At 47.2% G+C, this 22,654-nt stretch carries 20 protein-coding genes and 1 riboswitch; of the genes, 19 read left to right on the forward strand and 1 reads right to left on the reverse strand.

Annotated features, from left to right (window positions below; genetic code table 11):
- Positions 1-48 precede the first annotated feature (48 nt).
- From NC99_RS17750 to NC99_RS17760, 3 genes are read left to right on the forward strand one after another with little or no spacing between them, the layout of a single operon-like run.
- Entirely contained in the window at positions 49-1,932 is a 1,884-nt protein-coding gene (locus NC99_RS17750) for an Ig-like domain-containing domain (RefSeq protein ID WP_053186940.1), read from the forward strand.
- Entirely contained in the window at positions 1,874-2,725 is an 852-nt protein-coding gene (locus NC99_RS17755; RefSeq protein WP_053186942.1) for a DUF3108 domain-containing protein, read from the forward strand. The genes NC99_RS17750 and NC99_RS17755 overlap by 59 nt, the downstream gene beginning before the upstream one ends.
- 2 nt (positions 2,726-2,727) lie before the next feature.
- Positions 2,728-3,021: a hypothetical protein gene (locus NC99_RS17760; protein WP_053186945.1), complete on the forward strand. Its 294-nt coding sequence runs from the start codon at positions 2,728-2,730 to the stop codon at positions 3,019-3,021.
- Here the strand turns inward: NC99_RS17760 and NC99_RS17765 are convergent.
- The gene (locus NC99_RS17765) at positions 3,018-3,413 is read right to left on the reverse strand and encodes a DUF3859 domain-containing protein (RefSeq protein ID WP_053186948.1); all 396 of its coding nucleotides are present in this window, start codon (positions 3,411-3,413) and stop codon (positions 3,018-3,020) included. The two genes, NC99_RS17760 and NC99_RS17765, sit on opposite strands and share 4 nt — an antisense overlap.
- Positions 3,414-3,467: 54 nt before the next feature.
- On the opposite strand from NC99_RS17765, the gene NC99_RS17770 reads away from it, so the two are divergent.
- From NC99_RS17770 to NC99_RS17860, 16 genes are all read left to right on the forward strand, one after another.
- Positions 3,468-3,845, forward strand: a complete 378-nt coding sequence (locus NC99_RS17770) for a hypothetical protein (protein ID WP_157625046.1) — start codon at positions 3,468-3,470, stop codon at positions 3,843-3,845.
- Positions 3,846-4,037: 192 nt separating this feature from the next.
- Entirely contained in the window at positions 4,038-6,389 is a 2,352-nt protein-coding gene (locus NC99_RS17775) for a TonB-dependent receptor (RefSeq protein WP_239684476.1), read from the forward strand.
- Between the two features lie 90 nt (positions 6,390-6,479).
- Complete coding sequence (locus NC99_RS17780; protein ID WP_053186957.1) at positions 6,480-7,403, forward strand: coiled-coil domain-containing protein; 924 nt, start codon at positions 6,480-6,482, stop codon at positions 7,401-7,403.
- A gap of 69 nt (positions 7,404-7,472) precedes the next feature.
- On the forward strand, positions 7,473-9,698 hold the full coding sequence (locus NC99_RS17785) for a TonB-dependent receptor (protein WP_204375046.1): 2,226 nt from the start codon (positions 7,473-7,475) through the stop codon (positions 9,696-9,698).
- Positions 9,699-9,785: 87 nt separating this feature from the next.
- Positions 9,786-9,986: riboswitch (cobalamin riboswitch) on the forward strand.
- An 80-nt stretch (positions 9,987-10,066) separates the two neighbouring features.
- Positions 10,067-10,897 (forward strand): ABC transporter substrate-binding protein, encoded by an 831-nt coding sequence (locus NC99_RS17790; protein WP_053186960.1) that lies wholly within the window; start codon positions 10,067-10,069, stop codon positions 10,895-10,897.
- Positions 10,894-11,427, forward strand: a complete 534-nt coding sequence (locus NC99_RS17795; protein ID WP_053186963.1) for a cob(I)yrinic acid a,c-diamide adenosyltransferase — start codon at positions 10,894-10,896, stop codon at positions 11,425-11,427. The genes NC99_RS17790 and NC99_RS17795 overlap by 4 nt, the downstream gene beginning before the upstream one ends.
- 14 nt (positions 11,428-11,441) lie before the next feature.
- Entirely contained in the window at positions 11,442-12,491 is a 1,050-nt protein-coding gene (locus NC99_RS17800; protein WP_204375047.1) for a FecCD family ABC transporter permease, read from the forward strand.
- Between the two features lies 1 nt (position 12,492).
- Entirely contained in the window at positions 12,493-13,305 is an 813-nt protein-coding gene (locus tag NC99_RS17805) for an ABC transporter ATP-binding protein (protein WP_053186965.1), read from the forward strand.
- A 521-nt stretch (positions 13,306-13,826) separates the two neighbouring features.
- Positions 13,827-14,303: a hypothetical protein gene (locus tag NC99_RS17815; protein ID WP_053186970.1), complete on the forward strand. Its 477-nt coding sequence runs from the start codon at positions 13,827-13,829 to the stop codon at positions 14,301-14,303.
- 63 nt (positions 14,304-14,366) lie between these two features.
- Entirely contained in the window at positions 14,367-14,699 is a 333-nt protein-coding gene (locus NC99_RS17820; RefSeq protein ID WP_053186973.1) for a PadR family transcriptional regulator, read from the forward strand.
- 45 nt (positions 14,700-14,744) lie between these two features.
- Positions 14,745-16,358, forward strand: coding sequence for a PspC domain-containing protein (locus NC99_RS17825; RefSeq protein ID WP_053186975.1), 1,614 nt, complete (start codon positions 14,745-14,747; stop codon positions 16,356-16,358).
- Between the two features lie 44 nt (positions 16,359-16,402).
- A complete protein-coding gene (locus NC99_RS17830; protein WP_053186978.1) occupies positions 16,403-16,900 on the forward strand; it encodes a DUF4252 domain-containing protein in 498 nt (165 codons plus the stop codon).
- Between the two features lie 55 nt (positions 16,901-16,955).
- Positions 16,956-17,150, forward strand: coding sequence for a PspC domain-containing protein (locus tag NC99_RS17835; protein WP_053186981.1), 195 nt, complete (start codon positions 16,956-16,958; stop codon positions 17,148-17,150).
- Between the two features lie 735 nt (positions 17,151-17,885).
- Positions 17,886-21,338 carry an isoleucine--tRNA ligase gene (gene ileS, locus NC99_RS17850; RefSeq protein ID WP_053186990.1) on the forward strand — a complete coding sequence of 1,151 codons (3,453 nt, stop codon included), beginning with the start codon at positions 17,886-17,888 and terminating at the stop codon, positions 21,336-21,338.
- Between the two features lie 116 nt (positions 21,339-21,454).
- The gene (locus NC99_RS17855; protein ID WP_053187050.1) at positions 21,455-21,832 is read left to right on the forward strand and encodes a TraR/DksA family transcriptional regulator; all 378 of its coding nucleotides are present in this window, start codon (positions 21,455-21,457) and stop codon (positions 21,830-21,832) included.
- Positions 21,833-21,907: 75 nt separating this feature from the next.
- Positions 21,908-22,573, forward strand: a complete 666-nt coding sequence (locus NC99_RS17860; protein WP_053186993.1) for a lipoprotein signal peptidase — start codon at positions 21,908-21,910, stop codon at positions 22,571-22,573.
- The last annotated feature ends 81 nt before the right edge of the window (positions 22,574-22,654 follow it).

Genomic DNA, 22,654 nt, shown 5'->3' on the forward strand with positions numbered 1-22,654 from the left:
GCCTGCCAATCGAAGTGAAATGTGTATGTTTGTACGGACGTTGATAACATGAGAAAAATCTTTCCCATACTTTTTTTTGCCTACCTCGGGTACCTGGTGTTCACCACTTCGTGCGCCAACCCCGGAATGCCAACAGGTGGAGCCAAAGATTCCATTCCACCAGTCGTGGTGCGGACAGTTCCTGAATTTAACGGGCGAAATTACAAAGGAACGGAAGTGAGCCTCACTTTCGACGAATTTGTGATCAGCGATCAGCTTAGGGAAGCGCTGGTGGTTTCTCCTCCCTTGGCGAAAAGACCCATGATCCGAACAAAGTCAAAGACCCTGATGATTGATTTGGGCGATGAGCTGAAGGAGAACCAGACCTACTCGCTTGACTTTAAGGATGCCATTGCCGATAACAATGAAAAGAATCCGCTGGAGGATTTTCGATTTTCGTTTAGCACCGGGCCTGATTTTGACAGTCTCATGATTGGCGGTTATGTGAAGGACGCCAAAAACCTGGAACCTATTGAAGGAGCCGTGGTTATGCTGCACGCCATGACGGACGTTGGGGCTTTTAAGGATAGTATTCCGGATTATATTGCCAAAACCGACAAAGAAGGCTTTTATGTGATCAGCAACATTGCACAGGGTAACTACCGCTTGTATGCTTTGCTCGATGCCGATAACACCTTGACCTATAATCAGGAATTGGAGCAAATCGCTTTTTTCGATTCGTTGGTTGTTCCGCAGGATTTGGCCTTGCCGGATTACGAGTCGGAGCTTAATTCCGAAGATACGCTCAGCATCAAGGATAAGCGACAGAATGCTCTGGAAACGCCTTTCTTTTTGATGCTTTTTGAAGAAGAATATTTTGACCAGTACCTGGACGAATACAAGCGCGAACGAGCCAACCTGGTTCGATTCCATTTTCCCGAATCTGTAAGCGACTCGCTGCGGCTCGAGTTGCTTCAACCTACGCCAATGGCCGACGACTGGAACTACCTTGAATATAACACCACACATGATTCGCTGATGCTTTGGTTGACCGACACGGTGCTGATGAATTCAGACACACTCAAATTGAAGCTGAGTTACCAGGTGGCCGACAGCCTTCAAAACCTCGTGATGACCAGTGATACGCTGGAACTGGTCTATACCAAACCCGAAGTGACTGGCAGGCGCCGAGCTAAAAAAGAAGCAGAAGACCAGCCCGAACCCATTCCGCATATCGCTTTCAAACACAATGCGAAAAGCAATGGTTTTGATGTTTACCGCGATATTGCACTGGAGGCTCCGGAGCCACTTTCGTCTTTCGACTGGTCCATGATCAGTTTGTACCAGAAAGTGGACACGCTGGAGGAAGCACGGACCTTTGAAATGTGGCAGGATTCCCTGTCGGCACGAAAGTTCTATATCCGCTATCCCTGGGAGTTTGAAGAGGAATACCGGCTTCAGGTTGATTCGGCGGCCGCCTACAATTACTCCGGGCATCCGAACAACATGCTTAATCAGCGCATCGGGATTCAGGAAGAAAGTTTTTATGCAAAAATCATTTTAAACATTAGTGGCTTGGCAGGTGATGGTATTATTCAGCTTTTGGAAAATACAGACAACGAAAAAGTGCTGCAGCAAATCCGAATAGCCGAGGACAGCGAAATCGAATTTCCGTACCTAAAACCTGATAAATACAAGATCCGCCTGATTTTGGATCGAAACAACAATGGCGTGTGGGATACCGGAGATCTGGATGAAGGAATTCAGCCGGAACAGGTCATGTATTTTCCAAAGATCCTGAAACTTCGCTCCAACTTTGAAGTGCGCGAGGCTTGGGCGCTGCCGCTAATTCAGTATGAGAAGGAATTAATTGATGAAGACAAGCAAAAAGAGGATGCCAAAAATAAAAGCCGCAATACCCAATCGCAACGGACTGGTTCGCGTGGTTTTTAGCCTGCTTTTCCTTTTGTCAGGCTTATTGTTTCCATGGCAAACGGTGGCTCAAAAGCAGAACCGCGTGTTTTTGCCGGGCGAAAAACTGACCTACGGAGCCTACTACAACTGGCATTTTTTGTGGGTCAATGCTGGCGAAGTTGTCTTTGTAGCCGACACCGTCAACCAAAATAAAGTTCGAAAATGGAGTCTTACCTCGATCGGGAAAAGCTTTAAGGCCTACGATCTTTTCTATACCGTGCGCGATACCTTTTACAGCCGTGTGCTCGATGATAATTTTCAGCCCGATTACTTTTTCCGAAGTGTGAACCATGCGAAAAGTTCCACCTTGCACGAATACACATTTGATGCTGCACAGCGCAAGGTTTATTCGCACGTGAAGCGTGAAAAAGGGCCTCCCTTTCGGGATACGCTGGCGTGGAAACCTGCCACCCGCGACATGCTGAGCACGGTGTACGAATTCCGGGCGTATGAGTTTGACCGGCTAAAAAAGGGTGAGAAAGTTAATTTTAGCATGCTCGTTGATAACAAGACAGAAGATTTGTACTTTCGTTACCTGGGGCAGGAAGACGTGAAGACCCGCAATGGGCGAAAGTTTCGATGCCACCACGTGCTGATTACTTTGCTGGGTGGCGATTTTTTCCCCGATGGTGAATACATGCACGTATGGTTCACCGCCGACCGAAACCGGATTCCGGTGAAAGTGGAAACGAAAATCCTGGTGGGCTCAGTCAACGCAATTTTAACAAATTTAGAGAATATCAAATATCCATTAACTTCTGAAATAAACTAATTATGGCAAGCATTCGGGATCTTAAAAAAGACGTTGATTACTTGGTATCGATGGTGTTGGTTGACTGTTTTCAGTACACCAATTATTTTGAAAATGCGGACAAGGAAGGGGCTTACAAAATTGTTGAGGATCTGATGGCCAAACATTCGGATTTGCGTAAGCGCATCAATCATCCGGATGGAAAAGACAACCCCAAGCTGATTAAGCAACACTACAGAAAAATTGGCGAAGATTTGCTGGCTGTTTGCGACCATGCTTACGCCGAACTGGCCCAGCTAATTGAGAAACAAGCTTAGTCGATTTTACGAACAAGCTCAAGCGTTTTATCCGCAATCACCTGCCCTTCGAGGTAGGTGATTAATCGCCATGGCCCCAATTTGTCCTCAAGGGGTTCCCAAACGCAGTCGCCCAAAAAGAAACTGTAGTCGTTGCTGTTGACATAGTATTCGCCGGTAAAATCCGGTGCGATATTCCCCTGCTCATCTTTAAAAGGCGGATGAATGATCCGAAACTCCAGCTTTTTTCCCTTGCCTTTCCGTATTTTCAGCAGGTAGCCAAATTCAGTCCCAATTTCAGCCTGAATCGTATGGGCGATCTCCAAAATCTTTGGAAGTTCACGGCTCTCACGGTCCCATTTTGTATATTGACCATAACTGTGTAAGATAATATCGACCTTTTTTTTTGCCAAGGGTATGTTAAATTTTTAGTTCTTCCAATTAAGAATGATTCCAAATAAAAAACTGTGTTTATATTTGTGCCTGGAATGATGCACTTGCGCAAATATATAAAACTATTTATTCTTTTGCTGTTGCCAGTTTACTTGGTTTTGCTGGGCAACTCCATGAGTAACATGCACCTGCACGTACTTTCAAACGGAATGGTTGTCAAGCACGCACATCCCTTTGATCGAGAGGAAGACAGCCAGGAGCACCATTCGCACTCCGATGCAGAAACTTGCTACTATCAGGCGTTTTTTCTGGATTATTTTGATACGGCGGAGCCCGTGCATCCGCTTATTGCAGACCTGTCAATAGCCGAAATACTGGTGCAGCCAGCGGTACTTCATTATTCATTTCAACATACCAATCCGAATTTTCTTCGTGGTCCTCCCAACTCCTAACTTTTCAGGGGAATTGTCTTGTTTTATGTCAATAAGTTGATTTTTGGCCTTCCGATATACCAACTAATTGGGATTGCCGGATCGGTTTGATGAAGATAATTTTGCCCTTAAAGAATTCAACCCGAAAAATCACTTGATCGTTTTTCAATTTCATTCGGAATGGAAAAACGTAAAAAACCGCATCAACTCATTATGAAGAAGTTATTTTTTATGGCGCTTATGTCGCTGACCTGTTTTTTGGCTCAGGCCAAAGATATTCCAAATGAAAAGTTAGAGGATACCATGTTGTTTGGCGATGTGCGCTCCGGAGATGAGCACATTCCGTTTGCCACCGTCATGGTGAAAGGAACCACCGTGGGGACGGCAGCCGATGCCAGTGGGCACTACAAACTGGTGGGAATTCCTGAAGGCACCCAGCAGGTTGTGGTTTCGGCTGTTGGTTTTCAGCCCCGATCGTATGAGCTGAGTTTCAAGACTGGCGAAGCTGTCACCTTGCTGGCTGAGTTGGAGACGGACGATATCGGCCTGGAGCAGGTGGTGGTTACCGCCGACCGAAGTGAAAAGTCGCGGCGCGAAGCTTCCACTATCGTGAGCACCATCAGCCCAAGATTGTTTGAAAGTACACAGAGTGTGACTTTAAGCGAGGGATTGAGTTTTACGCCTGGCCTGCGTATGGAAAACAATTGCCAGAATTGCGGCTTCACCCAGGTACGCATGAACGGACTGGAGGGCCCTTACTCGCAAATTTTGATCAACAGCCGGCCGGTGTTTAGCGGGCTGGCCGGCGTGTACGGGCTGGAGCTGATTCCGGCCAACATGATCGACCGCGTTGAAGTCGTTCGTGGTGGCGGTTCGGCCTTGTTTGGCAGCAACGCCATTGCCGGCACCATTAACTTGATTACCAAGGAGCCGGTTCAGGATATATACAGCATCAACAGTTCCATTTCAGTCATTGGCAATAATGGTGATACCGATTTCAATTTGAGCATGAATGGCTCCATTGTGAGCGAAGATTACCGCTCGGGCATGAGCTTTTATGGTTTTAAGCGGCAGCGCGATCCGTACGATGCCAATGACGATGGCTTCTCAGAGATGTCGACCATTGAGAACGGTACTTTTGGGGCCAGTTTTTTTAAGCGCATGGGGCTTCGTTCAAAATTGAATCTCGATTACTTTTTTATCAACGAATCGCGCCGGGGCGGCAATGATTTTGATGTTCCCAATCACGAAGCAGATATATCCGAAGCGGTGGATCACGAGATTAACTCGGTGAACCTGACCTTCGACCAGTTTATGCGCGACCACGACAAACTCAGTTTTTTTGCGGCCATGCAGCATGTCGACCGTGGATCGTACTATGGTGCGGAGAAGGATTTGTCGGCCTATGGGCACACCAAAGACCTGGCCTATTCGGTGGGATCACAGTATCATCGCGATATCGATCAGTTCTTGTTTTCACCATCTGAACTGGTGATGGGGGTGGAGATGTCCAGCGACGACCTGACGGACCAGAAGCTGGGCTACTTCGATTTAGAAACAATGGAGCATGTTGGTACCACGACCATCACGGATCAATCGGTGAAAACGTTTGGGTTTTTTGCGCAGAACGAGTGGGTGACCAACAAGTGGCGTTTGTCGTTAGGCTTCCGGGCCGAGCACTACGCCATTACTGATCAGGCCGATTCAAATGGCGATATTTCAGGCAATGTGTTCAGCCCACGGGCCAGCGTATTGTACAACTTGTCGGAGAGCGTTCAGCTGCGTTCCAGCTTTGCTAAAGGCTACCGTGCGCCGCAGATTTTCGACGAGGATTTACACATTGAAACTTCCGGCGCACGCCAAGTCATTCATGAAAATGACCCGGATCTGGAGCAGGAGAATTCGCACAGTGCTACTTTTTCGATCGATCTTTCGCAAGCTTTCGGACGCTGGCAAACCCAGTTGCTGGCCGAGGGCTTTTACACGGCACTCGAAAATCCTTTCACCAACCAGTATGGGGCAGCCGACGAAAATGGGAGAGTGGTTTATACCCGCACCAATGCCGAAGATGGTGCCAAAGTGCAGGGCATCAATCTGGAGTTCAATGCTTCGCCGGGAATCCGTTGGATGTTGCAATCGGGCTTTACTCTTCAGCAAAGCAAGTACGAAAGTCCGCAGGAATTTGATGAGCGGCGCTTTTTCCGCACACCAAACAGCTATGGTTACCTGGCCCTGAGCTATTCGCCCACAGAATCATTTAAGGCTTCGCTTACCGGAAACTACACTGGCAAGATGCTGGTTCCGTATTTCGGCAACACCCTCGACAACCCGGAAGCCGGGCAGTTGAACAAGGTGGACCCGTTTTTCGATTTTGGACTGAAAGTGAGTCAAAACCTGAAACTTTCGGATGACTTTTCGGTGCAGCTGTACGCTGGTGCCAAAAATCTGTTTGATGCTTACCAAAACGATTTCGACTTTGGAATTGATCGTGACCCCGGATACATTTACGGGCCGCTGTCGCCCCGCACCATCTACTTTGGAATCAAACTGGGGAATATCTTTTAAACCATACGCTTGATCGCTTTTCAATATTTGACCGCCCACAAAATAATACTAATTTTGTGGGCGTTGTTTATAGAGCTTTAAATCTGGAATATGGGTGATTCGGAAATGAATACAAAGAAGAAATTTTCACTGGGCAGTACCGATAAAGAGAGACGCAATAACCTGATTGTGATTTTTCTTGCCGTTATTTTGATTGTGGTGGTGGTCTTGTTTGTTATGCAGCGCGGTGAGCATAAACAAATTGTGCAAGCTTTGAATGCGGAGAAAAATTCGATCGAGCAGGAACTGACCCAGATGATTGAAAGTTACGATAGCCTGAAAACCGACAATGACACGGTCAACTCACAATTGTTTGTCGCACAGACCAAGGTGAAAGACCTGATGCTGGAGATTGGCCAGGTAAAGAAAGCCAGCTACGCACAAATTGAGCAGTATCGTGAAGAAGTGGGATCGCTACGCCGCATTATGCGGAACTACATTGTGCAGGTCGATTCGCTGAACCGCAGGAACCAGCAACTGATGGAGGAAAACGCCCAGGTAAAGCAGGAATACGCCCAAATTGAGAGTCAAAAAGCCCAGCTCGAAAAAGACAAGGAACGCTTGTCGCAGCGCGTGGAGAAAGCCGCGACCTTGGAAACACAGGGACTATCTGCCTTCGGAATCAACTCCCGCGGCAACGAGGTCAATAACAGTTCAAAAGCCGAGAAAATACAAGTCAACTTCACCCTCGCAAAAAATATCACCGCACAGCGAGGCGCAAAAAATATCTATGTCCGTATTCAGCGGCCCGACCAGATTTTGCTACTCAAGTCGAGCAATGATCTGTTTCGTTTCGAAGACCTGCGCATACCCTACTCGGCCATGCGCGAAGTGACTTATGAGGGCAACGATTTGCCGGTGAATATTTTTTGGGACAATGCGGGCGAGCCGCCTTTGATTCCGGGCGAATACACCATCGATATTTTTGCCGATGGCAATAACATCGGAACCACCACTTTTTCGTTTAAAAAATAAGCTCAATCGATTGATTAACCTTGGTTATTGGCCGGTTGCCTTTAAATCCCCAATCTTTTTTAATTCAAGATGATGAAGCAATTTTACCTGACCATCCTAATCTTTTTCGTTGGGCTTTGCCTAGCCTTTGGACAAAGCTTAAAAGGGATCGTTACTGATCATCAAAAGCGAGGAATCGAAGGAGCGTACATTCTCCACGTTCAAACCGGAAACCATGTGCACACCAGCCTGACCGGCGAGTTTGTGTTTGTTGGCGTAAAAACAGGCGATACGCTTCAGGTGAGTCACTTGGGTTACCAAACGCAACAGGTGCTTGTTGAGGATTTGACAAGTGAATTGATTGTGCGTATGAAGCAGGTTTTTGTTTCCTTGGATGAAATTCAAATTTCGCCAACCATCGAAGCCCTGGAACTTTTTAGCACCATCGACATTCAAACCAACCCGGTTAATTCTTCGCAGGAAGTTTTGCGTAAAGTACCGGGCCTTATTATTGGTCAACATGCCGGGGGCGGAAAAGCGGAGCAGATTTTTCTACGCGGTTTTGATATCGACCACGGTACGGACATCAACATCACGGTAGATGGGTTGCCGGTGAACATGGTATCGCATGCTCATGGGCAGGGCTATGCCGACCTGCATTTTCTGATTCCCGAAACTGTGGATGGCCTCAGTTTTGGCAAAGGGCCGTACCACGCCAGCCAGGGAAATTTTGCGACCGCCGGGTTTGTAGCTTTCAAAACAAAAGACCGGCTGGACAACAGTCAGCTGAAGCTGGAGGTGGGCGAGTTTGATACGCAGCGCCTCCTTGGAATGTTCAATGTGCTGGACACAGAAAGGCAAACGGTATACTTGGCATCCGAATACCTGGCTACCGACGGGCCTTTTGATAGCCCGCAGTATTTCGACCGCATCAACCTGATGGGGAAATATACCAGCCGACTGCCCAATAACGACAAACTTTCGGTGTTGGCCTCCTATTTTACCAGCCAGTGGGACGCATCGGGGCAAATTCCACAACGGGCAGTCGATGATGGCAGCATCAGCCGCTTTGGAGCGATTGACGACACGGAAGGCGGACAAACCAGTCGAACCAATCTACTGGCCGATCATGTTCACACCATTAAGCCAGATGCTTTCATCAAAAACTCGGTTTATTTTTCGAGTTATGATTTTGAACTGTATTCGAATTTTACCTTTTTCCTGACTGACCCGGTCAATGGCGACCAGATCAAACAGAAGGAGAGCCGCAAGTTGTTTGGAATGAACAGCGAGTTCAACCAGCAGTTTGATTGGGGAAACAGTCAGGGCCGCTTGCAGGCTGGTGTTGGCTTGCGCAAGGACCAGAGTTCCGGCAATGAGTTGTCGCACACTGCCAACCGGCGCGAAACAATTGAGCAGCTAAAGTTAGGTGAAATCCATGAAACCAACCTGAATGCATACATCAACGCGGCCTTTGATTTTGGAAAGTGGACCATCAACCCGGCAATCCGGATTGACTATTTTAAATTCAACTACAACGATGAGTTGCAAGACAGTTACCTCAAGCAGGCCGAATCGCAGGCTATTGTCAGTCCCAAACTGAATATTCTGTATCATTCGTCCGACTGGCTTCAGCTTTACGCCAAGTTTGGCAAAGGTTTTCATTCGAATGATACCCGTGGGGTAGTGGCACAAAACGGACAGGAAATTCTACCGGCAGCCTACGGATCCGATCTCGGCCTGATATGGAAACCCATGTCGAGCATGATGGTGAACCTGGCTTATTGGTATTTGTTTTTGGAACAGGAATTTGTGTACGTAGGCGACGAAGGTGTGGTGGAACCCAGCGGCAAAACCCGGCGCACCGGACTCGACCTGAGTTTACGCTACCAGCCGCTTTCGTGGTTGTTCTGGGATTTGGATGCCAATTACACCCTGGCCCGCGCAACCGAAGAAGCCGATGGTGAAGATTACATTCCGCTGGCACCCGATTTCACCTTAATCAGCGGGCTGAGCGTTGTCCATCCCGAAGGATGGTACGGCGGACTGAAGCTTCGGCATATCAACGACCGGCCGGCCAACGAAGATAACTCGATTGTAGCGGCGGGCTATTCGGTCATCGATTTTAATGTGGGGCACCAATGGCCGGTTTTTGATGTCAGCCTGAGCATTCAAAACCTGCTCGACACCAAATGGAATGAAACCCAGTTTGCGACCGAAACCCGGCTCCAAAACGAAGCCAACCCGGTTGAAGAAATTCATTTTATCCCCGGAACTCCGCGTTTCATCAAAATAAGTGTGGCGTATAAGTTTTAAGAGGAAGATCATGATGTGTTCTCCGGAGGGCAATGTTTTTTTCTGGGGGCAGGCTCGACCGTTTTCCGCATTCCCGAAATATTTTTCTACTTTTGCGTGTGTTGTGGTGGCTTTCTTCCCGTTACCGGGAAGTGCCTTAATAAGGGAATCCGGTGCAAAACCGGAGCAGTCCCCGCTGCTGTAAGCCTGTAAGCTTCTTCGGAAATAAACGCCACTGTCCCGATTTTTCGGGGTGGGAAGGCCCGAAGAAGGGTGAGCCAGAAGACCTGCCAGCAACATCAATTGTTTAACCGGATCTTCGGGAAAAAAGATCGTCGGGAACTCCGTTTCCTGCCAATTTGATTTCTCTGAGGCGAAAGCCCATTTGAATGATGAAAAAGTTTGGTATTTCTATTCTGACCCTTGTTTTTCTATGCCTGGTCGTGTTCACAACGTATGGAAAAACGCCGCAGCGTATTATCTCGCTTGCTCCTTCATTAACCAAGAACCTGTATTTGCTTGGAGCCGGAGACCTCCTGGTGGGTTGCACCAGCTACTGTACGCTGCAAAGCGAAACGGATGCCGAAGTGGTGGCCTCAGCCATCCAGGTGAATTATGAAAAGGCCGTGATGCTTAAGCCCGACCTGGTCATTACCACAACCCTGACCAAGCCCAAAACCATCGATACCTTTAAAAAACTGGGGGTCGAAGTGCTGGTTTTCGAAACGCCCCAATCGTTCGATGCCATTTGCAGCCAGTTTATCGATTTGGGTGAGCAGGTAGGCAAAAAGACAGAGGCCGAAGCGACGATTGCAGATGCCAAGGAACGCCAGGAAAAAATAAAAGAAAAGATTCCTGCTGATGCTCCCCGTCAGAAAATATTTATGCAGATTGGCGCCAATCCACTGTTCGGCGTCGTTCCAAACACGTTTATGAATGATTTTGTGCGGTTCTCTGAAACTGAAAATATCGCGGCCGATCTGGCGGTTGGCAGCATCAACCGCGAAACGGTGCTTGTGCGTAATCCCGACATCATCGTGGTGGTACTGATGGGACTGATTGGCGAGGAAGAAAAAAAGCAGTGGGAGAGTTATGCCAGCCTAAGCGCAGTGAAAAAAAACCAGATTTTCATTATGAATGCCGACAAGGCTTGCAGCCCTACGCCGTTGTCATTTGTTGAGACATTGGATGAATTAATCACTCAAATTTACCTGCGATGAAGAAAGGACTGGTTCACATCTACACGGGAACAGGCAAAGGAAAGACCACTGCTTCCGTGGGTTTGGCTGCCCGCGCCTTGGGGCAGGGGCAGGGGTTCACCGTCGTTTATGCACATTTTATGAAACGGCCTGAGTTGTATGGGTATCACGAAATTGATAGCTTGAAGGCGCTGGGTGCGACTGTTTTGGGCTTCACCGATGGCCATCCACATTTTAACAAGACGCTGAAGCCAGAAGATTTGAGAAAACAGGTGGCAGATGCGCTTGTTTATTTGTCGGGCTATTGTGTAACTTCAGCACCTGACCTGCTGATTATGGACGAAATCCTGATCTGTGTCCGGGATGGCTTTCTGGACGAGGCCGATTTGATTCGCTTTATCGAATTGAAGCCCCAATCAACGGAGCTGATACTAACCGGACGGGGTGCGACAAGGGGCTTGATTGAAAAAGCCGACTATGTTTCCGAAATCAATAAAGTGAAGCACCCGTATGATGAAGGCATGGCAAGCCGAAAGGGAATTGAGTTTTAAAAGGAATTACAGGAGTGCATGAGTGCAAAAATATAAAGGAAATCTTGATCGCACAGGGAAAATACATCAAATGGATGCTGGGCTTGCTGTTTATGCTGGGCTTGTTGCTGGCTGCCGTGGCCCTGGGCCTGTCGGTGGGCGAGCTGAACTTGAGTCCTGGCAGCGTGTTGCGCATGCTTTTGTTTGGGGGCGACGATGGGAGTATGGAGTACCTGCTCATTTCGAGGATTCGGCTGCCGCGGGTCGTACTGGGGGTTGCTGTTGGTGGCTCGCTCAGTTTGGCAGGTGTTATTTTGCAAGGCATTTACCGCAATCCGTTGGTCGAACCTTTCACGCTGGGCATTTCCGGAGGGGCTTCGCTTGGTGTTGCTTTCACCATTGTCATGGGACTGCACCTGTCACTGGGCTCATTTATGTTGCCGCTGTCGGGCTTTATTGGTGCTTTTGTCATCATCTTTCTGGTGTACACCATCAGTTCGCGAAGGGGCGCCATCAACATTCAAAACATGTTGCTTACCGGTGTGATGATTAGCTTTATCGCTTCGTCGGCCATGATGTTTCTGATGGCCACCACCAGCTCCGACAACTTGCATGGCATTGTTTTCTGGATCATGGGTTCGCTGGACGAGCCTAATACCGGACTCATCAATTTGACCTTGATTGTTAGCCTGGTCGTGTTGGTCATTTCCTACCTTTTTGTGCAGCCGCTGAATGCCCTGCGTCTGGGTGAAGAAAAAGCGCTTCATTTGGGCTTTAACACCAATGTGGTGATCCGGGTGCTTTTTATACTGGCTTCCTTACTGGCCGGCATTTGTGTTTCGGTTTCGGGCGTTATTGGTTTTGTCGGATTGATTATTCCGCACGTGCTTCGCCTGCTGTTTGGGTCAGACTATCGCTTTCTGTTGGGCGGATCCTTTTTGTTGGGCGGCATTTTCCTGGTGCTGTCCGATGTGGTCGCCCGAACCATTATCTCGCCCAACGAACTGCCCATTGGTGTAATTACCGGAATCATTGGCGGACTGGTTTTTCTGCTGCTGATGAGTCAAAAACGAAAGGGAAAGTAGTATGAAACCGTCATTTTTTCATATTGAAAATTTTTCCTGCGGATATCCCGGCTTCAAATTGAGCGGGATTAACCTTAGCCTTGAAAAAGGTTCTTTCAGCGGAATTATTGGGCCCAACGGCTCAGGAAAAACCACCCTGTTCCGGGGAATTACCAGTTCCATTGCTACGCTCGAAGGAAGGATCTTTCTGAAAGGAAAAGATCTGCAGTTGTTTTCGCTGAAAGAGCGGGCCCGCAAGATGGCCATTGTTACCCAGTTTACAGATACTGATCAAATTTCAGTAGAAGATTACGTGCTGATGGGACGCATGCCTTATCACCATCGCTTTCAGTTTTTTGAGTCCAAAAACGATGTCGAGAAAGCACACAAATACATGCAGCTAACCGATGTGTTCAAACACAAAGACAAGTTAATGACGGAACTGAGCGGCGGCGAACAACAGCGCGCAGCCATTGCCCGGGCGTTAACGCAGGAGCCCGAACTGCTGCTGCTGGATGAGCCGACTTCTCACCTCGACATTACCCACCAGGTACGCATATTGGATTTGCTGCACCGCCTCAACCAGGAGATGGGACTAACCGTGCTCATGGTTATTCACGACCTGAACCTGGCCTCCGAATATTGCGATCAGCTTGTTTTATTTAATGAAGGACGCTTGTTTACGCAGGGAACTCCCGAAGAGGTGCTTACTTTCGACACCATCGAAAAAGTTTATAAAACCCCAGTTATTACCCGCACTAATCCGTATTCGAACAAGCCGGTTATCTTTCTGGTAAGTGAGAAGATGATGAAACAAGGTGGGGAAAACAGGTAGCTCGTTACATGGCTGCATTCGTGGTTGAACAACAACCTGGATGGCCTGACCCCTGACGCAATTGTTTCTTTTCTTGTACCCTTGTTTGCATCAGTAGGTGTATTTTCATACTAAATCAGCCTTTCTCAGTTTTTTATTACCTGTTCTTTTTGCCCCATTTTTCCTGAATTTTAGGCTTTCTGAAAAAATACTTATCGAAGGAGTAAATTTTTTTTGTTGATGTAATGTGCAAGTATTCAGTTGTTTGAAGTTTTTATCAAAAATAAACTCAAAAAATTTAGTACTTTGTATTGCATAGTTCCATTTAATGTTCATATATTTGTAATACCAAATTCAAGGTAAAAAATAGAAATAGTTTAAAAAAAGTTCTATACAGAGTGTAACGAAAAGAAAAATCAGTCGTCCTAAAGACAGAAAACAGAAAATAAGAAGTCTCAAAGCCAAATGAGCAAATCAGAAAACAAAACAATTAGACAGAAACAGAAAACAGAAACTAGAACAAAAACACAGGAGGCCAAATCATGAAAACACAAAACACAAAAACAGGAAACAACAACAATCAAGTTGAAAAAGTGATTTTAAGAAGTGCAGCAGTAATTATTAGCTTTGTGCTCATTAGTTTTACCGTCAGTGCCCAGGGATTCTGGAAGCAGTTATTAACCAACAACAGCTTTGGCAAAGTCGCCCTTTTGATGGTTGAAGAATCGGTGACAGCCGATGTTGCAACCGAAAGAGCGTTGCCAGCCGAATCAGCCGGATTGTCTTTTTATTTTGAACAAGCCTCCGACGAGGCACTGGAAATTGAAAGCTGGATGACCGATGATGCTTACTTCGGAGCCTATACAAACATGGCAGTGCCTGAAGTCGAAGCCGATTTGGAACTGGAAGAGTGGATGAAAGATGAAAGCTACTTCAGCAATAAACTAACTGTTGAAGAAAAAGAAAAGGAACTGGAGTTGGAAGCTTGGATGACCGACGCCAGCTACTGGAGAATGTAAGCCTGAATTGGGCAGGCAGCGGGAAGCATTGAGTATAAACAGAGAAGAGAGAGGGAACAAATTATGAAGATCGAGAATACAAAAGCACAAATGCGCAAAGGGGTATTGGAGTATTGCATTTTACTGGTGCTGGATGGCAAGCCCCTATATGCGAGCGACATCATTGATGAGCTGAAAACCTCGAAGATGATTGTTGTGGAAGGAACACTCTACCCACTGCTTACCCGGCTGAAAAATGCCGGACTGCTGGCCTACAAATGGGAAGAATCGACCCAAGGACCACCGCGCAAATACTATGAACTGACCGACACCGGTAAGCAGTTTGTCGTTGAACTGGGAGACTCCTGGGATGAACTGGTTGAAGCGGTAGGAACAATCAAATCAAGCAAATCGTAAGCGTCAAGACAAAAAGAAAGCACAAACGAACAAAAACAAAGAGAGATGAAAAAGACATTTACAATCAATATTAGTGGAAGCGTTTTTCACATCGACGAGGATGCTTACCAAAAGCTTCAAACCTACCTTCAAATGCTGAATGCCCATTTTGGTTCGGGCGAAGAAGGACGCGAGATTTTGCAGGATATTGAAACGCGCATTGCCGAACTTTTCAACGAAAAGATGAGCAAAGATGAAAAGAATGTGATCCTTGAAACCTGGGTTGATGAAGTGATTGCCCGCATGGGTAAGCCCGAAGACTTTATGGAAGGTGAAGAAGAGGAGGAAGAAGAAAGCACTGCCGGACGAGAAGCCAGTCAGCCCGGGTACACCACCACCGGCAAAACAAAACGCCGGATGTACCGCGATCCCGACCATCGGGTGTTGGGCGGTGTTTGCTCGGGCATGGGTGCTTACTTTGGTATCGAGCCGCTGGTGCTGCGTATCATCTGCTTTGTGTTGATTTGGGTGACTGGTGGCGTGATGATTCCGGTGTACCTGCTACTCTGGATTGCCGTTCCAAAAGCCAAAACCACAGCTCAAAAGCTCGAAATGCGCGGGCAGGAAGCCACCGTGTCCAATATTGAAAAATCAATTCGCGAAGAAGTGAAGGAAGTGAAGGAGAGCTACAACCAGTTTCGCAGCTCCGACTCCTACAACAAAGGCCGCGAACAGGTATCGCGCTTTGGCGAGGTGGTTTACCGCGTGCTGCGTGTCGCTCTGAAAGTAGTCGTGATATTGGTTGGAGTAGCCCTGATCCTGTTTGGGTTTGTGGGCTTGCTGACCTTTTTGACCTCGATGATTGTTGGCCATTCGGTCATGGAAGCTGCCCCTTGGTTTGGTCACTGGGGCCCCGAATTTCATATGCCCGAAATCGCACACTTTTTCATCAGCTCCGGCTCATTGACCACCTTGATGATTGCCTCGGCCTTTTTGGTGGGTATTCCGCTGCTGGCGATTCTGTTTGTGGGTACAAAAATGGTGTTCCGCTTTCAAACCAACAACAAGTTAATCTTTTTAGGTTCGCTGGGTGTTTGGCTGGTGGCGCTGGTGGTCGCCATTGTTGTATCGCTGTCGCAAGTTGGCGACTACAGCAAAAGCACCACGGTAAGCCAAAGCCAGGTAGTTGACTGCGATAGCTGCCAGACCTTGTATCTTGAATTGGGGAACGATAACTACAGCAACAGCCACAACTACTCAATGGATCTGGATCGGATGAAAGTGGTGTCTGAAGGTGGTAAAACCCTGTTGCTGGGCAGTCCGCGACTGGATGTGGAAAGCAGTAACACCAACGACTTTGTGATTTTAACCCGCAAAAAATCGCGGGGCAGCAGCCAGGAAGTGGCCAAGGAGTATGTGGAAGAAATTGTATACAACTTCAATGTCAGCGATTCGACGGTTTATTTTGACCCGTACTATCGCCTCAAAGACGGATCGCGTTGGTTGCAACAGGAAGTGGATATTACCATCAAAGTGCCAGAAGGAAAAAGCGTTTACCTGGGCGAAAAACTCATCAAAATTATCTACGACATCGAGAACGTGTCGAACACCTGGGATGGCGACATGGTTGGCAAATACTGGAAAATGACCGAACTGGGACTGGAAGAGGAGAACCGATAGGTATCATCAAAGTCGGAGCAATTCAATCAAAAAAAGACAAAAACATGAAAGCATTAAAAACCATACTTTTGAGCTTTACAATCCTGGTCAGCACGGTTGCGATGGGGCAAAGCAAATCAGATAAATTATTCGATACTTTCAGGAACAAGCCGGGGGTCAGCTACTTTGCTTTCACAAAAAGCATGACCGACGCCTTCAATATTGATTTGGACGATGAAGGAAAAACCATTCAAGGCGATTTGAATGAAATCCGCTTCCTGTCCTACAATCCCCGGAAAGGGAACTTGAATGGCCCGGATTTCATCACGAAAGCGGCTGGTTTGCTGCCCGGTACCTACGATCGGATCTTGGAGGTTGACAGCGAGAACAATGCGGAGATCTGGATGCTGGGGAATAAGCGGAAGGCTTTGGAGTTTCATATTTTTGTCCGGAATGAATCCGCCGATGACAACCAGTTCTTAATCTCTTTTTACGGTGATTTCGATATTGATGATCTTGACGGAGTGCGTGAAATCGGATTAAGTTTATCTGTTGACAAGTAAGCAGGTAGAAGTAAAAAACCTCCGTTCAATTTTTTAACTGACAAAACAGACAACCATGAAACGATTAACAAAGTCATACGATAAAAAATTAGCCGGCGTTTGCGCCGGAATTTCCGAATATTTCAATCCCGAGCTCGACCCCATTTTAGTGCGAATTGGGTTCGTGGTGCTGGGGGTTTTCAATCCCTTAATGCTGGTGGTGTATATCATCCTGGCGATTGTGATGCCGGAGCCGGAAACTGCAAGATAGCGTCTGTCGGTTTTCTCTACATCCCCACATCATACTGATTATCCGGATTTATTTGGATGTTTAAGGTCTTGAGGTTAGGCAGTGGCGCAGGTTGTCATGATCCTAACCCAGGTTGGCAAGGTGCTGACCCACATTTTCATCGTTCTGACCCAGGTTAGCGTGTTCCTGACCTGGGTTTTTGCCTTCCTGACCCAGGTCAGAACGTTCCTGACCTAGGTCAGCATGATCCTGACCCAGGTTGGCAAGACGCTGACCTGCATTTTTATCATCCTGACCCGGGTCATCATGTTTCTGACCTGGGTTTTTGTCGTCCTGACCCGGGTCAGAAGATCGACAACCTGGGTTGGCAAGGCTGTGACCCGGGTTACCATCACGCTGACCCAAGTTACAGCCTCTCTGACCTGGGTCACAAACCGGGCACCTAGCCATTGAAGAACCCAAAGACGGTTTCAAGCGCAAAAAAACCGAAAAGGCGGATGAAGTGGATAATGACACAAGCTAAAGAGGAGTGTCCCCAAAACGGTGTAGATCGGATTAAGCTCGTGAATGGCAGGGATCAATGGATTTGAAGTGCTTGCGGTGACCTTTTAGCCGAAGGCGTGATCGGCTCCTCATTTTCTCCTTGACTCTTAGTGAAATGAAGGCTTACCGTGTTTCCGGTTTTATGTCCTGCCCAAGCCCAAAAAATTTCTATATTTGTACCTCTTAAAAAAAGAACGATAAAAAAGGAATCCAATGAGCAATAAATTCCCGGTATACAAGCAATTAGACCTTTCTCAGGTAAACAAGGATGTTCTGAAAAAGTGGGAAACCGATGATACCTTTCATAAAAGCATCAGTACCCGCGAGGGGAATGAGACCTTTGTGTTTTACGAGGGACCACCATCGGCCAACGGAATGCCGGGAATTCACCATGTGATGGCGCGTGCCATAAAAGATACCTTTTGCCGCTACAAAACCATGAAAGGCTTCCGGGTTCACCGTAAGGCGGGCTGGGATACGCATGGTTTGCCGGTTGAGTTGAGCGTGGAAAAATCGCTCGGAATCACCAAGGAAGATATTGGCAGTAAAATTACCGTTGAAGAATACAATGCTGCTTGCCGGCGGGAGGTGATGAAATACACCAGGGAGTGGGAGGATCTGACCCGCCTGATGGGCTACTGGGTGAACATGGATGATCCTTACGTGACTTACGATAACCGCTATATTGAAACGGTTTGGTGGTTGCTCAAAAAGCTGTTCGACAAGGGCCTGTTGTATAAAGGATACACCATTCAGCCCTATTCGCCGGCTGCCGGGACCGGCTTGAGCTCGCACGAGCTGAACCAGCCGGGCTGCTACCGCGATGTGAAAGATACCACCGCTGTTGCCCAGTTTTCCGTTGTTCGTGATGAGAAATCGGAATTTTTATACGAAGGCGTGGATTCACCCCTTTATTTCCTGGCCTGGACCACCACGCCCTGGACTTTGCCGTCGAACACGGCCTTATGTGTCGGCCCGAAAATCACCTACGTGAAGGTGAAGTCTTTCAATCCATACACAGGCGATCCGGCAACGTTGATTTTAGCCAAGGATTTGCTGAGTGCCCACTTCAACCCAAAACATGCCGGGCTGCCGTTTGACGAATATCAACCGGGCGACAAGAAAATTCCGTTTGAAGTACTTGGTGAGTATACCGGCGACCAATTGGCCGGCGTCAATTACGAGCAGCTGATCAACTGGGTGCAACCCAAAGGCGAGGCGTTCCGCGTCATCACCGGTGATTTTGTCACCACCGAAGATGGAACCGGAATCGTGCATATTGCGCCAACCTTTGGTGCCGACGATGACCGGGTAGCCAAGCAAAACAACATTGCTCCGTTGCTGGTTGAAGATCAGGAAAAGAAAAACCAGCCACTGGTTGACCGCAAAGGCCGCTTCTTCAAAATTGAAAATATGGATGCCAGCTTTGTTGCAGCCCAGGTCAATCAGGAAACTTACACCGAGTTTAGCGGTCGTTATGTCAAAAATGAATACGACGACCTGTTAGATGAGTCGTATTCAACGGTTGATGTGGACATTGCGGTGATGCTGAAAAAGGAGAACAAGGCATTCAAAATCGAAAAACACGAACACAGCTATCCGCACTGTTGGCGTACCGACAAACCAATTCTCTACTACCCGCTCGACAGTTGGTTTATTAAAACCACGGCGGTAAAAGACAAGCTCATTGAGCTGAATAATACGATCAACTGGAAGCCCAAATCAACCGGCACTGGCCGATTTGGAAACTGGTTGGAGAATTTGGTGGATTGGAACCTGAGCCGGTCGCGCTTTTGGGGAACACCGCTTCCCATTTGGCGTACCGAAGATGGTTCGCAAACCAAGTGCATTGGCTCGGTTGAATATTTGATGACTGAGATTGAGAAAGCGGTAGCCGCCGGCGTGATGACGAAGAATCCTTTTGAAGGGTTTGAGGCCGGAAAGTTTGACTCCGAAAACTACGACAAAATAGATCTGCACCGGCCTTATGTTGACGATATTTTCCTGGTGAGCGATGATGGCCAGAAAATGTTCCGCGAGCCCGACCTGATTGACGTTTGGTTCGATTCGGGAGCGATGCCTTATGCACAGAACCACTTTCCGTTTGAAAACGCGGAGCGTTACAGCCCTGAAAAAGGGAAAGGTGTGTTCCCCGCCGACTTTATTGCCGAGGGCGTTGACCAAACACGCGGCTGGTTTTTTACCTTGCACGCCATCGCGACCATGATTGATGAGTCGGTAGCGTTCCGCAACATCATTTCAAATGGTTTGGTGCTCGACAAAAACGGAAATAAAATGTCGAAACGACTGGGCAATGCGGTCGATCCGTTTGAGACTATCGAGCAGTACGGTTCCGATCCGCTGCGCTGGTACATGCTCACCAACTCGCAGCCCTGGGATAACCTGAAGTTTGATGTGGGTGGAGTTGACGAGGTGCGCCGCAAATTCTTCGGAACTTTATACAATACGTACGGATTTTTTGCTTTGTACGCGAATGTCGATGGATTCCGCTTTAAAGAAGCGGAAATTCCGGTTAGTGAGCGTCCCGAAATCGATCGTTGGATCATCTCCTTGCTCAATTCGTTGATCAAAGAAGTGGGCGACAGCCTCGAAACTTATGAACCAACCCGCGCCGGCCGGGCCATCTCCGAGTTTGTAACTGAAAACCTGAGCAACTGGTTTGTGCGCCTCAGCCGCAAACGTTACTGGGGTGGCGAGTACGACCAGGACAAGCTGTCGGCTTACCAAACCCTGTACACCTGTTTGGTTACTGTAGCTAAACTGGCCGCTCCGATGGCGCCATTTTATGCCGATCAGCTTTATTCCGATCTGAATCAGCTGACAGGTCTTGAGCCTGACCAAAGTGTTCACCTGGCTGAGTTTCCAACAGCCAACGAATCGTTAATCGATGCTGGCTTGGAGGAAAAGATGGCGATTGCACAAAAGGCTTCGTCCATGATCCTGGGTTTACGCCGGAAAGAGAAGCTGAAAGTGCGTCAGCCGCTGTCCAAAATTATGGTGCCGGTTCTGAATGCTCATTTTAAAGAGCAGTTTGAGGCAGTCGAAAGCATCATTCTTTCCGAAGTGAATGTGAAAGAAGTGGAATACCTGACCGACACCGCTGGAATCATCAAAAAGAAAATCAAGCCAAATTTCAAGACTTTAGGGCCTAAGTTTGGTAAAATGATGAAGCAAATTGCCGGTGCTGTGGCGCAGTTTGGGCAAGAAGAAATTGACACTCTCGAAAAAGAAGGCCGTTACGAATTGACGGTGGGGGCTGAAACGATTGTGCTGAATTCGGAAGATGTAGAAATCATGACTGAGGATATTCCGGGATGGCTGGTTTCGACTGAAGGTGGCATGACCATCGCATTGGACATTCATCTGACTGAAGAATTGAAGCAAGAGGGAATTGCCCGGGAATTTATCAACAAAATTCAGAATTTACGAAAAGAAAGCAACTTTGAAGTGACCGACCGGATTACCATAAAAATCGAAAAGCATGATTTTTTCAATGAATCCGTTCTGAGTTTCAGAGAATATATCGGCAACCAAACCTTGGCAGAAAGCTTGGAACTGGTAGATAAACTAAGCGATACAGCGGCTACCCGGGTGGAGATCGATCAGGATGTTTCGGCCTTGATTCAGCTAAATAAAATAAGTTGAACCGACGCGCGTTTAGTATGTTTTAAGACCTGATACAATTAAAAATATTTTTATAATTTAGGGTCCACATTGATGATCACTTGATTCCCTTTTGGGATCGCAAAAATTTTTCGGTTATGGCAGAAAAAACGAGATATACAGATGCAGAGTTGGCTGAATTTAAAGAGCTGATTTTGGGGAAGCTTGAAAAAGCGAAAGAGGACTACGAGATCTATAAGAATTCGATTACGCAGAGCGATGGCAACGATACGCAGGACACTTCGCCCACATTTAAAGTGTTGGAAGAAGGTGCCGCCACGCTTTCGAAGGAGGAAGCAGGAAAATTGGCCCAGCGCCAGCTGAAGTTCATTCAACACCTGCAGGCCGCTTTGGTGCGTATTGAGAATAAAACTTACGGGATCTGCCGTGAAACCGGAAAGTTGATTGCTAAGGAACGCCTGCGTGCCGTTCCACATGCTACCTTGAGCATTGAGGCAAAAAACAGTCAGGGTTAACCCGCTAAAACAACCATATTTGAATGATTGGGGGTCGTTAGCTTCCAATCATTTTTTTATAATGAAGTTGAAAACATGTCAAGATTAACAAAGTCCTTAGGGTTGGTTTTTATTGTTCTTTTGGTCGATCAGTTGCTAAAGGTGTGGATCAAAACCAATATGTACCTCGGGCAGGAGTTTTCTGTTCTGGGCGATTGGTTTCTAATTCATTTTGTTGAAAACAACGGAATGGCATTTGGGATCGAATTTGCAGGTGAATATGGAAAAATGTTCTTGAGTCTCTTTCGGATTGTTGCTGTGGCCGGAATTGGTTGGTATATGATTAAACTGATCAAAAAGGAAGAGGTACCCATGGGATTCATCTTCTGTATTGCTTTGATTTTTGCAGGTGCCATCGGAAACATTATTGATAGTGCTTTTTATGGGCTTATTTTTAACGAAAGTTACGGGCAGGTGGCCCAATTGCTTCCCGAGGAAGGTGGCTACTCCTCTTTTTTGCATGGTAAAGTAGTGGATATGTTTTATTTTCCGCTGTTTTCAGGCCGATACCCCGAGTGGTTACCATTTTGGGGTGGTAATGATTTTTTGTTTTTCCGGCCCGTATTTAATATCGCCGATTCGGCCATCACCATCGGAATCTTCAGCATTTTACTGTTCTACCGGCAACTGTTCAGCGAGTTGGAGCACAAGGAAAAACAAGCTGAAGAGCTTGCTGAAACTCCCTCAGAGCAAGAATCGTAGATCATAGAAATATTTGTTTTTGCTTGTGTATTTTAAGCTAATGTTGTAAACTTGCAATCCGAATTTCGACAGGTCGTTTCA

Origin of the sequence: Sunxiuqinia dokdonensis (assembly GCF_001270965.1) — a bacterium.
GTDB classification, from domain to species: domain Bacteria; phylum Bacteroidota; class Bacteroidia; order Bacteroidales; family Prolixibacteraceae; genus Sunxiuqinia; species Sunxiuqinia dokdonensis.

Coding starts and splice junctions, on each gene's coding strand:
- NC99_RS17860 (WP_053186993.1), top strand. CDS start 21,908: ATGTCAAGATTAACAAAGTCCTTAGGGTTGGTTTTTATTGTTCTTTTG.
- NC99_RS17820 (WP_053186973.1), top strand. CDS start 14,367: ATGAAGATCGAGAATACAAAAGCACAAATGCGCAAAGGGGTATTGGAG.
- NC99_RS17755 (WP_053186942.1), top strand. CDS start 1,874: ATGCCAAAAATAAAAGCCGCAATACCCAATCGCAACGGACTGGTTCGC.
- NC99_RS17785 (WP_204375046.1), top strand. CDS start 7,473: ATGATGAAGCAATTTTACCTGACCATCCTAATCTTTTTCGTTGGGCTT.
- NC99_RS17795 (WP_053186963.1), top strand. CDS start 10,894: ATGAAGAAAGGACTGGTTCACATCTACACGGGAACAGGCAAAGGAAAG.
- NC99_RS17780 (WP_053186957.1), top strand. CDS start 6,480: ATGGGTGATTCGGAAATGAATACAAAGAAGAAATTTTCACTGGGCAGT.
- ileS (WP_053186990.1), top strand. CDS start 17,886: ATGAGCAATAAATTCCCGGTATACAAGCAATTAGACCTTTCTCAGGTA.
- NC99_RS17830 (WP_053186978.1), top strand. CDS start 16,403: ATGAAAGCATTAAAAACCATACTTTTGAGCTTTACAATCCTGGTCAGC.
- NC99_RS17805 (WP_053186965.1), top strand. CDS start 12,493: ATGAAACCGTCATTTTTTCATATTGAAAATTTTTCCTGCGGATATCCC.
- NC99_RS17835 (WP_053186981.1), top strand. CDS start 16,956: ATGAAACGATTAACAAAGTCATACGATAAAAAATTAGCCGGCGTTTGC.
- NC99_RS17760 (WP_053186945.1), top strand. CDS start 2,728: ATGGCAAGCATTCGGGATCTTAAAAAAGACGTTGATTACTTGGTATCG.
- NC99_RS17750 (WP_053186940.1), top strand. CDS start 49: ATGAGAAAAATCTTTCCCATACTTTTTTTTGCCTACCTCGGGTACCTG.
- NC99_RS17790 (WP_053186960.1), top strand. CDS start 10,067: ATGATGAAAAAGTTTGGTATTTCTATTCTGACCCTTGTTTTTCTATGC.
- NC99_RS17775 (WP_239684476.1), top strand. CDS start 4,038: ATGAAGAAGTTATTTTTTATGGCGCTTATGTCGCTGACCTGTTTTTTG.
- NC99_RS17825 (WP_053186975.1), top strand. CDS start 14,745: ATGAAAAAGACATTTACAATCAATATTAGTGGAAGCGTTTTTCACATC.
- NC99_RS17855 (WP_053187050.1), top strand. CDS start 21,455: ATGGCAGAAAAAACGAGATATACAGATGCAGAGTTGGCTGAATTTAAA.
- NC99_RS17815 (WP_053186970.1), top strand. CDS start 13,827: ATGAAAACACAAAACACAAAAACAGGAAACAACAACAATCAAGTTGAA.